This is a genomic window from Spongiactinospora rosea (assembly GCF_003315795.1).
GTDB lineage: Bacteria > Actinomycetota > Actinomycetes > Streptosporangiales > Streptosporangiaceae > Spongiactinospora > Spongiactinospora rosea.
The window spans coordinates 19,811-33,002 of the sequence record NZ_QMEY01000027.1; the positions used below are offsets into that span (position 1 = coordinate 19,811).

Below are 13,192 nucleotides of genomic sequence, written 5' to 3' on the forward strand. Positions count from 1 at the left end.
GATGCGCGCGCCGTACGACCCCATCGCCATCACCGCCGCCGTCACCGGAGGCGACGTACTCCCCAGCCAGAGCCCCGCCGTCCCGTGCGGCCCGGAGGCGATCACCGAGGCGGCCGTGGCCGCCGCCCGCGCCGGGGCCACCGCCGTCCACCTGCACGCCCGGGAACTCGACGGCCGCCCCACGGGCTCGGCCGCGATGTTCAAGGAGATCGTCACCGGCGTGCGCGAGCAGTGCGACGTCGTGATCAACGTCACCACGGGCGGGTCCGTGGACATGACGCCCGACCAGCGCCTTGAGGGCGTCGTCGCGGTCGCCCCGGACATCGCGACGCTCAACCTCGGCACCATGAACTTCGAGGGCTTCCCGACGCGTTCCCGCTGGCCAGAGGTGCGGCACGACTGGGAGCGCAGGGTCTTGGAGCAGTCGGGTACGGTGGTCTTCACCAACACGCTCGCCATGATGCGCCGGTTCGCCACGACGTTCCGCGAGCTCGGGGTGACCCCGGAGTTGGAGGTGTACGACCTGAGCCACCTGTCGATGGCCCGCTTCCTGATCGATGAGGGCACGCTCGCCGCCCCGGTGCGCGTGCAGTTCGTCCTGGGCGTGCTCGGCGGCGCCGGGAGCAGCCCGCACGACCTGTTCGCGCTGCGCGAGGCCGCCGGCCGCATCCTCGGGCCCGACCTCGCCGCCGTCAGCGTCGCCGGTGTCGGCTACCCCGCCGAACTGCGGCTCGCCGCCATCGCCGCCGCCTCCGGCATGGACGTCCGGGTGGGCATCGAGGACAACCTGCGCATCCGCCGCCGTCGCCAGGCCGCCGACTCGGCCGAGCTGGTCGCGGCGGCGGTGACGATCGCCGACCAGTTGGAGCGCCCGATCGCCACCCCGGCGCAGCTTCGCGCCGAACTCGCCGCGGCGCACCGATCATGAGCTCGTTGCGGATCGCCTGCCTGCAGAGCGCGGGCCACGGCCGGGACGTCGAGGCCAACCTGGCCGAACTCGGCTCGGCCGCGGCCACCGCGGCGCAGGCGGGCGCGGAGCTGCTGATCACCCCGGAGATGTTCGTGACCGGGTACGACGTCGGCGACCTCGCCGACCTCGCCGCCCTGCCGCTGACCGAGCGGGTCGCCGCCATCGCGGCGGCCCACCGGATCTCGCTGGTCGCGGGCCTGCCCGCCGTCCTGCCGGGCGGCGGCGTCGGCAACCTGGCGGTCGTCGTCGACGAGGCGGGCCGGCCGCTGGCGAGCCACGTCAAGGCCCACCTGTACGGCGAGATCGACGGCCGGTTCCGCGCCGGGGACGCTCCCATGACCGTGTTCGACCACCGCGGCGTGCGGTGTGCCGTCATGATCTGCTTCGACGCGGAGTTCCCCGAGTCCGTCCGGCTCGCGGCCCTCGCGGGGGCGCACGCGGTGCTGGTCCCGACCGGCAACATGCACCCGTACGGCGCGATCAACGAGCACATGATGTGGACCCGGGCCTGGGAGAACCAGGTCCACCTCGCCTATGTCAACCGCTGCGGCACCGAGCGCACCACCGCGTACGTCGGCCGCACCCGCGTCATCGCCCCCGACGGCACCGAACTCGCCGCCGCGGGCACCGACCCCGGCCTCGTCTACGCCACCATCGACACCAAGGCCGTCACCCACGCCCGCGCCGGCTTCGCCTACCTGCCCACCCGCCGCCCGGAACTCTACGGCCCGCTGGCAGGGGCTTGACCACTGATCGAGGCGACCGTCTCGCGGGCGCGGGGCAGGGCGACGCCCACTCCGACCAGGACGGCGACGGCCGCGCCCGGGCCGGTGTCCTGCCACAGGCCCTTGTTGACGCTTTGCAGGAGTTCGAGCAGCAGCCCGCCGACTCCGGCGGCGAGGACTTCGGGCGGCAGGTGGTCGGCGAAGACGTGTCCGGCCTGGCCCTGGCGGAGGATCTTGGCGCAGTTGCGCATGGCCGGTTCGGACAGGTCCTCGAACCAGCCGTCGCGCAGGCTCTTGTAGCCCAGCGCCAGCAGGGTCCGGTAGCGGTCGCCGACCTGCCACAGTTCGATCGTGTGCCGGGCCAGCGCCTGCGCGGGGGAGTCGCCGGGGACGGTCGCCGCCGTGATGGCCGCGCGGATGGCGGCGGCGGCCTCGTCCGCGATGGCCTCCAGCAGCGCGAGACGGCCGGGGAAGTGCGCGTACAGCGTGCGGCGGACCACTCCCGCGGCGCGGGCGATCTCGTCGATGGTCGCCTCGGGGTTGGCGCTCAGCTCGCGCCGCGCCACGGCCAGGATCCGCGCCCGGTTCGCGCGGGCATGGCTGCGCATCGGCGGCACGGCGGCAGCCGGGCCAGCAGGCCCAGAAGGCCCGGCCTTCGGCCCTCCGGCGGCGTCCTTGGTCACGGATGCACCCTATCTACTCTCGCGAAAGTTGCACATTACTGTGCAACTAACTAATCTCCCTGTCCGTGTCGTCCTTTTTGTACCGGCTCGGTGGTAAGGCCGCCCGCGCCCGTTCGTTCGTGCTCGGAGCCTGGGTGCTCGTGCTCGCCCTGGCCGGTGGCGCGATGGGCCTGTTGCAACAGGGCACCGACGACGCCTTCACGATCCCCGGCTCGGAGTCCCAGGACGCCCTGGACCATCTGAGCCACGTCTTCCCCGAGGTCAGCGGCACGTCCGCGCGCCTGGTGATCGTGCTGCCCGAAGGCGGCCGCGCCGACACCCCCACCGTCAGGCGCGCGGTGGACAAAGCCGTCCGCGACCTCGAACGGGTCGATCAGGTCGCCGTGGTGACCGGCCCGTTCGACGAGAACGTCAAGAACGCCGTCTCCCCGGACGGCAGGGCGGCCATGATCGCGCTGCCGCTCGACGTCCCGCAGGCCGAGACCGAGCCCGAGACCCTGGAGCGCCTTGAGGAGATCGGCGCCGAGCTGGCGAAGGACGCGGGCGCGAAGGTGTACGCCGGCGGCGACGCCTTCTCCAATCCCGTCCCCGGCCTCACCCCGACCGAGGGACTCGGCCTGGTCATCGCCTTCCTGACGCTCTTCCTCGTCTTCCGCTCGCTGGTGGCGGCGGTGATGCCGCTGGCCACGGCGGTGTTCGGGGTCGGGGTCGCGGTGGCGTTGATCTTCATGGCCACGGTGTTCGCGCCGATCTCCTCCACCGCGCCGATGCTCGCGGTGATGCTCGGGCTGGCCGTGGGCATCGACTACGCGCTGTTCATCCTGTCCCGCCACCGCGACCAGCTCCGCGAGGGCCTGGAGGTCACCGAGTCGATCGCCCGCGCCACCGCCACCGCCGGGTCGGCCGTGGTCTTCGCCGGGCTCACGGTGGTGATCGCGCTGCTCGGGCTGGCCGTGGCGAACATCCCGTTCCTCACCACGATGGGGGTGGCGGCGGCGTTCTCGGTGTGCGTCGCGGTGGCCGTGGCCGTCACCGCCACGCCCGCGCTGCTGGCCCTCACCGGCGAGCGGCTGCGTCCCAGGCCCGGCCGCCGCCGTCCGGGCCGCAAGGCGCGGGTGCCGCTGAGCCGCCGCTGGGTACGCCTGGCGACCAGGCGCCCCCTCATCACCATCGCCGTCATCGTGGCCGCGCTCGGCCTCTCCGCGATCCCCGCCGCCGACCTGCGCCTCGCGCTGCCCAACAGCGGCACCGAGGAGGAGGGCACCCCGGCCCGCGACACCTTCGACATCATCGCCGAGCACTTCGGCCCCGGCTACAACGCGCCGCTGATCGTCTCGGTGGACGTGCTGAACAGCACCGACCCGGTCGGCGTCACCAAGGACATCGCCGCCGAGATCGAGCGGCTGGACGGCGTGGCCGCCGTTCCCGTCGCCACCCCCAACCGCAAGGGCGACACCTCCATCATCCAGGTCGTACCGGACTCCGCGGGCGACTCGCCGGAGACCGAGGCGCTGGTGCAGCGGCTGCGGGAGCAGGCCCCGCACTTCCAGCGGGACTACGGCGTGACCACCGCCGTGACCGGCTTCACCGCCATCGGCATCGACGTGTCGGACCGGCTCGCGGGGGCGCTGGTGCCGTTCGGGCTGGTGGTCGTGGGGCTGTCGCTGGTGCTGCTGGCCATGGTGTTCCGCTCGATCGCAGTGCCGGTCAAGGCGGCGCTCGGCTACCTGCTGTCGGTGGGGGCGGCGTTCGGGGCCACGTCGTTCGTGTTCCAGCAGGGGCACCTGGCGGGGGCGTTTGGCGTGGGGCACACCGGGAGCGTGATCAGCTTCCTGCCGATCATCCTGATGGGCGTGCTGTTCGGGCTGGCCATGGACTACGAGGTGTTCCTGCTGTCGCGGATGCGGGAGGACTACGTCCACCACCGCGACCCGCACCGGGCGATCGAGTCGGGGTTCGTGTCGGCGGCGACGGTGGTGGTGGCCGCGGCGGTCATCATGTTCGCGGTGTTCGCGGCTTTCGTGCCGGAGGGCAGCGCGACCATCAAGCCGATCGCGTTCAGCCTGGCGGTGGGCGTGTTCGTGGACGCCTTCGTGGTGCGCATGACGCTCGTGCCCGCCGTACTGGCGCTGCTCGGGCACCGCGCGTGGTGGCTGCCCGGATGGCTGGAACGCAGGCTGCCCGTCTTCGACGCCGAGGGGGAGGGGCTGACGCACGAACTGCGGCTGGCCGCCTGGCCGGGCACCCCCGAGGTGGTCAGCGCCGAGGGGCTGACCGTTCGCGACGACCGCGGCGTGCCCGTGTTCTCCGGCGTCGCGGTCCACCTGCCCGCCGGGCAGGCGCTGCTGGTCCACGGGCCCGGGGCCGCCGCCCTGCTGCACACGCTCGCCGGGCGGGTGACCAAGGTCGAAGGCGACCTCAAGGTCGGCGGCCACCTTGTTCCCCAGTACGCCAGGGCCGCCCGCCGGGTGGCCGCGCTGATCCCGTGCCGCACCTCCCGCGACCCCGCCGCCGAGGCCGCGACGGCGCTGGCGGACGGCGCGCGGCTGCTCGTGCTCGAAGACCTCGACGCCGTCGTACGCCCGGAGCGGCGCGCCGCGCTCGAAGCCCTGCTCGCCGGGCTCGGCCCGGCCGCCGCCGTCGCCTCCTGCCACGATCCGGCCCTCCTCCGGGACCTGCTGCCCCCGGACACCACCGACCTGTCCCTCGACCGCACCTCCGCCGGAGTCCGCTGATGCCCGCCTCGCTGCTCCGCGCCCTGCAGGGCGCGTTCCCCGGTACGTCCAGGCCGCGGACGTGGCTGGGCCTGGTACTCGTGCCCGTCCTCGTCGCCGGGCTGCTCACCTGGGCGTTCTGGTCCCCGCTGACCAACCACGGCGTCGCCGCGGCGGCCGTGGTCAACCTGGACGAACCGGTCAAGGTCGGCGAACAACTCGTCCCGCTGGGCCGCCAGCTCGCCGACAACCTGGTCAACGGCGACGACAAGCGGTACCAGTGGACCCTCACCGACGAGGAGGACGCCCGCGAGGGGCTGCGGGACGGGAAGTACGCGGCGGTCGTCACCGTGCCGCGCGCCTTCTCCGCCCGCGCCACCTCCTACGCGACCGCAGAACCGATGGACGCCACGCAGGCCACCCTCCAGGTCGAGACCTCGCCCAGCGCGGGCCTCGCCGACCCCCGCGCGGGCCGGGACGTGGCCGACGCCGCCGTCAAGGCGCTCAACACGCAGGTCGTCCGGACCTACCTGGACAACGTGTACGTCGGCTTCGCCACCCTGCACGAGCAGATGGGCGAGGCCGCCGACGGCGCGGACCGGCTCGCGGACGGTACCGGCGACCTCGCCACCGGCACCCGCAAGCTGGCCACCGGGGCCCGCGGCCTCGCCGGCGGCCTGGGTGACCTGACCACCGGCAGCGCCCAGCTCGCCCAGGGCACCGGCCAGGCCGCCACCGGCAGCGCGCGACTCGCCACCGCCGCCGGGCAGCTCTCCACCGGGGCCAGGCAGCTCGCCAACGGCACCGGACGGCTGGCCGACGGAGCCACCAAGCTCGCGGGCGGCCTCGGCAAGGCCGCCCGCGACACCCGCAAGCTGCCCGCCGCCACCCGCAAGCTCGCCGACGGCGCTCGGCAGGTCGCCAACGGCAACCGCCGGCTCTCCGACACCGCGGGCCCCATCGCCGACCGGATCATCGACGCCATCGACGACCTGCCCTCCGCCGACTCCGTCAGCGCCGAACTCAACCGCCTCGCCGAACAGTGCAGGCGGAGCGACGAGACCGAAGGCGACGACTTCTGCGCCGGGCTCTCCCAGGCGGCCGACCGGCTGTCCGCCATCGCGGGCGACATCGACGGCATGAAGGCGCGCGCCAGGAGCGGCGCGGCCGAGATCAAGCAGTCCCTCGGGAAGCTGGCCGGTGGCGCGGAGCAGGTCGCGGACGGCACCGCGCAGCTCGCCACCCAGTCCAAGGCCCTCGTCGGCGGCATCGCCACGGCGGCGACCGGCGCCAAGCGGCTCGGCGACGGCATCAAGGAGGCCGGTACCGGAGCCCGCAAGCTCTCCACCGGCGCTTCCGCGCTCTCCCAGGGGGCCACGACGCTGGCGTCCGGCGCGTCCCGCCTGGACGCCGGGGCGCGGCGGCTCGCCACCGGCGCGGCGCAGGCGGCGCAGGGCGCCAAGGGCCTGGCCACCGGCGCGACCCGGCTGTACGGCGGCGCGAGCCAGGCCGAGGACGGCGCGACCGCGCTCGCCAAGGGCCTCACCGACGGCCTGGACCAGGTCCCCGACTACGACGAGACCGAACGCCGGCACCTCTCCGAGGTCGCCGCCACGCCGGTCGCGGCCCCCGCCGCCGCCGGCGACGAGCTGGGCGGGCCGGTCGCGGCGGCGTTCTTCCTGGTGTTCGCGCTGTGGGCGGGGGCGCTGGCGACGTACCTGGTGATCCGGGCGGTACCGCCGTTCGCGCTGACCTCGCGGCTGTCCACCTGGCGACTGGCTGGGCAGGCCGTCCTCCCGGGGGCGACGGTGGCCCTGGTCACCGGCGCGCTGCTGGCGCTGGGCCTGGCCCCCTTCCTGGACCTCGGGCCCGGCGCGGCGCTGGCGCTCCTCGGCGTCACCCTGCCGGCCGCGCTCAGCTTCACGCTGCTCGGCCAGGGTCTGGTGGCGCTGCTCGGACGTACCGGCCACCTGATCGCGCTGGCCGTGCTCGTGCTCACCCTCGCCACCGGCACCCTGTCGTCGATCCCCGCCCCGCTCGCCGCCCTGCAAACCCTGCTGCCCACCCACGGCGCGGTGACGGCGCTGCGCGCGGTCGTCACCGGCGCGGACACCGGCCTCGCCGCCGGGCTGGCGCACCTGGTGCTGTGGCTGCTGGTGGGCCTGGCCGCGACGATCTTCGCCACCGAACGCCGCCGCACCCTCAGCCCCCGCCGCCTGCGGCTGGACTCCCGCGACCTGGAGCCGATCTAAAGATCGAGGACGAGCCGTTCGGTCAGACTGCGGGAGACGCAGACGAACATGCAGGTGTTCGCCGCCCGCTCGGCGTCGCTGAGGAGGGTGTCCCGGTGGTCCGGTACGCCCGCGAGGACGTCGGTCTCGCAGGTGCCGCAGATGCCCTCCCGGCAGCTCGACGGCACGGTCACGCCCGCCGCCTCCAGCGCCTCGATGATGGCCTGGCCCGGCTCGACGCGTACGCTCCGGCCCTGCCGGTGCAGCACGACGTCGAAACCCGTCGCCTCGCCGGGGTCGGTGGCGGTCGCCTGGAAACGTTCCACGTGGAACGAAGCCTCCGGCCAGTGCCGCGCCTCGCGCTGTGCGGCGGCCAGCAGTGGCTCCGGGCCGCAGCAGTAGATCGCCGCGCCGGGCCGGGGGCGGCTGAGGAATCCGGGCAGGTCCAGCAGGCCGGTCTCGTCCTGCGGCGCGATGGTGACCTGGGGGCCGTACCGGCTCAGCTCCGGCAGGAACGCCATGCCGGCCCGGCGGCGGCCCCCGTACAGCAGCCGCCAGTCCGCGCCGCTCGCGGCCACGGCGGCGATCATCGGCAGGATCGGCGTGATGCCGATGCCGCCCGCGATGAAGTGGTAGGTGGTGGCCGGTACCAGGGCGAACCGGTTGCGCGGGCCGCCGGTCCGCACCCGGTCGCCCACCGACAGGGACCGGTGGATGGACTCCGAGCCGCCGCGTCCGGCGGGCTGCCGCAGCACCGCGACGCGCCACCGGGACCGCTCGCCGGGGTCGCCGCACAGCGAGTACTGCCGCAGGTGCCCGCCGGGGGTGCGCAGGTCGATGTGCGCGCCCGGCGTCCAGACGGGCAGGTCCCGGCCCGCCGGGTCGGACAGTTCGACGGCCATGACGTCGTCGGCGATGGGGGCCGCGGCGGAGACCACAAGGGTCCTGATCGGCAGGGCGGGGGGCGGCATCTGCGCTCCTCTCGGCTGGGGGACCAGCCCAGTGTGCGGAGCGGTGAATCACCCGGTCATCGCCTGAAACGGGTGGTTCAGAGCAGTCCTGCCGACTGCGCGGTCCTGACCGCCGTCCGCCGGTTGGGTGCGCCGAGTTTGCGGTAGATGCTCTTGAGGTGTGCCTTGACGGTGTTCACCGAGATGTACAGCTCGGCGGCGATCTCCGGGACGGTCAGCACGCCGGGCAGCAGGCGCAGCACCTCCACCTCCCGGGCCGACAGCTCCGGCCTCGGGCCTGGCCGGGCGGCGACCGGTTCGGTGCCGAGCCGGGTGGCCGCGCGTACCGTTTCCAGGTATTCGTCCAGATCCGCGTCAGGCTCCTGGTGGGCCGCCAGCAGAGCCGCGACCGGCACCCGGATGAAGGGCTGCACGAAACGTTCCCGGCGGCCCAGCCGTACCGCCTGCCCGAGCAGGGTGTCCGCCGTCGCCGACCGGCCCAGCCGGGCGTTGGCCAGCGCGGCCAGCAGGTACGCCTGAATGCGCTCCTCCAGGAAGCCGTCCGCCGCGCCGCTCAGCGCGGGCCGCAGGGTGTCCAGCGCGCCGAGCGGGTCGGCCTGGGCGAGCCGTACTTCGGCCTTGGCCAGCAGCAACGGCAGCGGCCACGGGTCGTCGGCAGCCACCGTCTCGGCCAGTAGGCGGGCCGCCGCGTCCGGCCGCCCGCCGGCGCAGCGCAGCCGGACCAGCTCCGAGTCGATCAGGGTGGCGAAGGTGGCCGGGCTGCGGGCCCCGGCCGGGACGTCCCTGGCCTCGTGCAGCGCGGCCAGCGCGCCGCCGACGTCGCCCCGGGCGGCCTGGACCAGCGCCTGGTCGCAGCGGATCGTGGCCTGCTCGGCCGCGCCGCCACGGCGGGCGGCGTCCTCGGCGCGGTCCAGGTACCGGTCGGCGGCGTCGAGATCGCCCCACAGGTAGTGGCTCCAGCCCAGGACGTGCCAGGCCATCGCCGCCTCCGCGGTGTGCGTCCAGCCGCGGCGCTCGGCCAGATCCAGGCCGCTGCGGGCGATGTTCGCCGCCTCGGACGGGCGGTCCTGCCCGCCGGCCACCGCCGCGAGCTGACTCAGGCAGCCCAGCATGATGTACTGCCGCCCGCTGCCCCGGGCCAGCGCCAGCGCCTCTTCCAGCCGCCGCCGGGCGGCGGGGCGGTTCTCCGCCCACAGTTCGGCCGCGCCCAGGTGCAGGAAAACCAGGGCCTGTAGCTCGACCGGCGGGTCCGGCGCGGCGAGCAGCGCGGCGGCGGCGTCCCGGGCGGCCCGTACGTCCCCGGCCAGCCGGGCCCGGTGCAATCGGACCAGCTCCAGCGGCACCGAGGGCTCTGATACCTCGGCGGGCAGGCAGCGTACGGCGTTGGCCAGGTCGCCGGTGGCCAGGTGGAGCAGCGCGCGTACGGCCCGCCGGTCGGTACCGGACCGCCCGTCGTCGTCAGGGAAGCGGGCCACCATCCCGGCCAGCGTCGAATGATCACCGCCCAGGTAGAGCGGCAGCCAGAGCCGGTCGAACCAGTGCGCGGCCCGGTCCCGGTCACCCGCTTCGGCGGCGTGCCAGAACGCGTCCCGGTGGTGTCCGTGCCTGCCCAGCCAGTCACCGGCGGCCCGGTGCAGCCGCCGCGCCTCGCCCGGGTCGGAGCGTTCCAGCCGCCCCCGGAGGAACCCGGCGAAGATCGGATGCAACCGGAACCACGCCCGGTCCGGGGTCACCGCGGTGATGAACAGGTTGCGCCGGTGCAGGTCGGCGAGCAGCCGCCCGGCGTCGTCCTCGCCGGTCAGATGGGCGGCCAGGCCGGCGTTGACCGTCCGGCACACCGAGATCCGCCGCAGCAGGTCCTGTACCTCGGCGGGCTGCCGCAGCAGCACCTCCGACAGCAGGTAGTCGGCGACGAAAGGCGCGTCGGGCCCGAACCGGGCCACCTGCTCGCCGGGGTCCGGGGCCGCCCGCGCGGACAGCGCGGCCATCCGGAGCCCGGCCGCCCAGCCCTCCGCGTGCTCGTTCAGCGTGGAGATCCGGTCCGCGTCCAGGTCCAGCCCGGCCCCGGCGAGCAGTTCGCCCGCCTCCCCGGTGGTGAACGCCAGCGCCGCCGCGCCGATCTCCCGGAACCGCCCGGTGCCCCGTACCCCGGCCAGCGCCGCCTCCGGCACGAAACGCCCGGCCAGCACCACCCGGAGCTGCGCCGGAGCATGCCGCAGGAGGAACCCGAGCTGGTCCAGTACGTCGGGCGCGCGCAGTTCGTGAACGTCGTCCAGTACCAGCACCACCGGAACGGGCAGCGTGCTCAGCGCGTTGACCAGCAGCGCGACGAACACCCGGCCGTCGGCCCCGCGCCCGCCCGGCGCGGACAGGGAGAACAGCGGCGGGCAGGTGTCCTCGTCCACCGCCGCCCGCAGCGCGGCGAGCAGGTAGTTCCAGAACGGCGCGGCGTCGTTCTCCTCCGGCCCGACCGACAGCCACCCGATCGGGCGGTCCGCCGCCCGGCGTTCCAGCCAGGAACCGAGCAGTACCGTCTTGCCCCAGCCCGCGGGCGCGACGACGGTGCACACCGGGCCGCCGACGGCGTCGTCCAGCTCGTGGAACAGCCGTGGCCGGGCGACCACCGGGCTCGGGCTCAGCGGTGGACCGATCTTGCTCAGCATCAGGAGCCGGGTGTCCGGCGACATGCCCGCGATGGTAGCTTCCACCGGAGGTTTCCGCAGGTCCTCAGCGTGCGGTGACGCTCACGTACAGCTCCTTCGGGGCCCGCATGGTGAAGCCGCGCACCCGCACGGGCTTGTGCTCCACCGGGTCCAGCCCGGCATATCGGGCGGTCAGCTCGTCCAGGGTGATCCGGGCGACCTCGCGGCCGAAGTTGCGTCCGGCGCAGACGTGCGCGCCGATGCCGAACGAGACGTGCGCAGGGGCGTCCCGGTCGAGGTCGAAGACGTCGGGGTGCTCGACGTGTGCCTCGTCCCGGTTCGCCGAGCCGACGCAGACCTCGATCAGGTCGCCCTCGGCGATCTCCCGGCCGCCGAGCACGAGGTCGGCGGTGGCCTGGCGATCGACGATCGGCAGCATCGCCTCCCAGCGCAGCGCCTCGTCCATCGCGCGCGGGATCAGGCCCGGGTCGGCCAGTACCCGCCGCATCTGCTCGGGCCGCCCGAGCAGGCCGTGGACGGTGGTCCCGGCCAGGTGGCCGGGCTCCTGCGCGCCCCCGGCGATCACCACCAGGATGGAGGAGTGGATGTGCGCCCGGGGGCGCGGGTCGCCCGGCGGACGCCCGGCGTACAGCATGTGCGCGAGCATCCCGTCGTCCGGCTCGTGCTCCAGCCGGTCCAGCAGCGGATCGACCGCCGCCCGCATCTCCTGTATCGCCCGGTCGGACTCGCCGAACGGGCCGGGGAGCATGGCGACGTTGGCGATGCCACCGGCCAGGCTCTGAAACCAGCGGCGCAGGGTCGGCCCGTCCACGTCCAGGCCGACCAGCCGTGCCACCGCCAGGCAGCTCACCAGCTCGAACGTCTCCATCAGCTCGACCTCGCCGGAGTCCGGCAGGGCGCCGACGGCGGACGCGGCGATCGGCCGGATCAGGTCCTCGGCGTACGCCGGCACCGCCTTCGGCAGCAGCAGCGGATCGATGGCCGCGCGCAGGTCGGTGTGCGCCGGGCCGTCCACCATCAGCACGTTCGGCATGCCCAGGGTGCGTTCCATGCGGGGCAGCGCGGTCGCCACCCCGATCTGCCGCATCCGGCGGGTGGCGAGGACGTCGTCGCGCCGGGTGACGAACCAGCCGCCGACGGCCGGGACGTACGCCACCGGCGCCTCCCGCCGCAGCCGGGCCCAGATCGGGTACGGGTCCGCCTCCAGCTCGTCCAGCGTGATGTCATCGATCCAGGTCATCCGCGTCTCCTCCGTCGCAGGGACACCCCTGGCGGGAGCCTGCACGGCCGGAGCGGATGTGCGCATCGCCCGAAACGGGTGATTGCGGGTCAGTCGTTTTCGGGTGGGGTCAGGCCGGAGGCGGCCTGGACGATGCGCCTGGTCATCGGGTCGCCCCAGGACCGCGGCGAGAGCAGTTCGATCCAGAGCGCGCGGGCGGGCTCGGCGGCCGGGTTGTGCCAGGAGTAGAGCGTGCGGGACGGCAGCGAGATGGCGTCGCCCGCCTCGACCTCGACGAGCCTGCCCTCGGTGTCGTGGTCGTTCTTGCTGCCGCCGATCCGGAAGCTGATTTTTCCCGACATGACGTACGCGAAGGTCTCCCCGGGGCGGGCGTAGGCCCCGCCGCTGGTCGCGTGCGGGGGGATGGTAAGCAGCGCCGGTTCGAGGTCGCGTCCGGGCAGGACCAGCTCCTCCCACTGGACGTTGCCCTCCAGCACGATGGTGGCCCGCTCGTGCTCGCGTACCACGGTGGCGTCGGCGGCCCGGAACGCGGCCAGCCCGCTCATCGGTATCCCGAGGGCGTCGGCGACCTCGGCGATCAGCCGGGTGGAGGCCCGATCGACGCCGCGCTCGATGGACGACAGGTGGGACGCCGAGAAGCTGGTCCGCTCGGCCAGCTCGTCCAGGGACAGGCCACGGGCGAGCCGGGCCCGGCGCAGCCGGTGCCCGCTCGGCGGCGGGCCGGCCGGACCGTCGCCGGAGCCGGCGGCCGCCTCCAGGGTGGTGCGGATGGCCGCCGGGTTCCAGCCATGGCTCTGCCGCAGGTCGGCGATCCTGCGGGCCAGTTCGACGTGTTCGGGGCGGTAGCGGCGCTGGCCTCCGGCGGTGCGGTCGGGCACCAGTAACCGCTGTTTCTCCCACACTCGCAGCGTCTGGGGGCTGACGCCCACCTCAGCGGCCACGTCTCCGATGCTGCGCCCGGTCATGCCGCCGATCCTACGGAAGCCGATGTCACT

General features: G+C 74.4%; 9 protein-coding genes. 4 read left to right on the plus strand and 5 right to left on the minus strand.

Features of this window, described 5'->3' with window-relative positions; translation table 11 throughout:
- Position 1: 1 nt before the first annotated feature.
- Positions 2-928 carry a BKACE family enzyme gene (locus DP939_RS37710; protein ID WP_113985631.1) on the plus strand — a complete coding sequence of 309 codons (927 nt, stop codon included), beginning with the start codon at positions 2-4 and terminating at the stop codon, positions 926-928.
- On the plus strand, positions 925-1,716 hold the full coding sequence (locus tag DP939_RS37715; RefSeq protein WP_113985632.1) for a nitrilase-related carbon-nitrogen hydrolase: 792 nt from the start codon (positions 925-927) through the stop codon (positions 1,714-1,716). Before DP939_RS37710 ends, DP939_RS37715 begins: the two co-directional genes overlap by 4 nt.
- On the opposite strand, the gene DP939_RS37720 is transcribed toward DP939_RS37715, so the two are convergent.
- A complete protein-coding gene (locus tag DP939_RS37720) occupies positions 1,692-2,378 on the minus strand; it encodes a TetR/AcrR family transcriptional regulator (protein WP_199565675.1) in 687 nt (228 codons plus the stop codon). The genes DP939_RS37715 and DP939_RS37720 overlap by 25 nt on opposite strands.
- 65 nt (positions 2,379-2,443) lie before the next feature.
- Between DP939_RS37720 and DP939_RS37725 the strand changes: the two genes are divergently transcribed.
- A complete protein-coding gene (locus tag DP939_RS37725; protein WP_113985633.1) occupies positions 2,444-5,113 on the plus strand; it encodes an MMPL family transporter in 2,670 nt (889 codons plus the stop codon).
- Complete coding sequence (locus DP939_RS37730; RefSeq protein ID WP_113985634.1) at positions 5,113-7,344, plus strand: YhgE/Pip domain-containing protein; 2,232 nt, start codon at positions 5,113-5,115, stop codon at positions 7,342-7,344. The genes DP939_RS37725 and DP939_RS37730 overlap by 1 nt, the downstream gene beginning before the upstream one ends.
- On the opposite strand, the gene DP939_RS37735 is transcribed toward DP939_RS37730, so the two are convergent.
- The 4 genes from DP939_RS37735 to DP939_RS37750 form a co-directional block, all read right to left on the minus strand.
- Positions 7,341-8,294 carry a PDR/VanB family oxidoreductase gene (locus DP939_RS37735; protein WP_113985635.1) on the minus strand — a complete coding sequence of 318 codons (954 nt, stop codon included), beginning with the start codon at positions 8,292-8,294 and terminating at the stop codon, positions 7,341-7,343. The two genes, DP939_RS37730 and DP939_RS37735, sit on opposite strands and share 4 nt — an antisense overlap.
- A 77-nt stretch (positions 8,295-8,371) precedes the next feature.
- Positions 8,372-10,981, minus strand: a complete 2,610-nt coding sequence (locus DP939_RS37740) for a LuxR C-terminal-related transcriptional regulator (RefSeq protein ID WP_113985636.1) — start codon at positions 10,979-10,981, stop codon at positions 8,372-8,374.
- A 40-nt stretch (positions 10,982-11,021) separates the two neighbouring features.
- Positions 11,022-12,197 (minus strand): cytochrome P450, encoded by a 1,176-nt coding sequence (locus DP939_RS37745; protein WP_158578926.1) that lies wholly within the window; start codon positions 12,195-12,197, stop codon positions 11,022-11,024.
- An 89-nt stretch (positions 12,198-12,286) separates the two neighbouring features.
- A complete protein-coding gene (locus DP939_RS37750) occupies positions 12,287-13,162 on the minus strand; it encodes a MerR family transcriptional regulator (protein WP_113985638.1) in 876 nt (291 codons plus the stop codon).
- Positions 13,163-13,192 lie beyond the last annotated feature (30 nt).

Coding starts and splice junctions, on each gene's coding strand:
- DP939_RS37710 (WP_113985631.1), top strand. CDS start 2: ATGCGCGCGCCGTACGACCCCATCGCCATCACCGCCGCCGTCACCGGA.
- DP939_RS37715 (WP_113985632.1), top strand. CDS start 925: ATGAGCTCGTTGCGGATCGCCTGCCTGCAGAGCGCGGGCCACGGCCGG.
- DP939_RS37730 (WP_113985634.1), top strand. CDS start 5,113: ATGCCCGCCTCGCTGCTCCGCGCCCTGCAGGGCGCGTTCCCCGGTACG.
- DP939_RS37735 (WP_113985635.1), bottom strand. CDS start 8,294: ATGCCGCCCCCCGCCCTGCCGATCAGGACCCTTGTGGTCTCCGCCGCG.
- DP939_RS37740 (WP_113985636.1), bottom strand. CDS start 10,981: ATGTCGCCGGACACCCGGCTCCTGATGCTGAGCAAGATCGGTCCACCG.
- DP939_RS37745 (WP_158578926.1), bottom strand. CDS start 12,197: ATGACCTGGATCGATGACATCACGCTGGACGAGCTGGAGGCGGACCCG.
- DP939_RS37750 (WP_113985638.1), bottom strand. CDS start 13,162: ATGACCGGGCGCAGCATCGGAGACGTGGCCGCTGAGGTGGGCGTCAGC.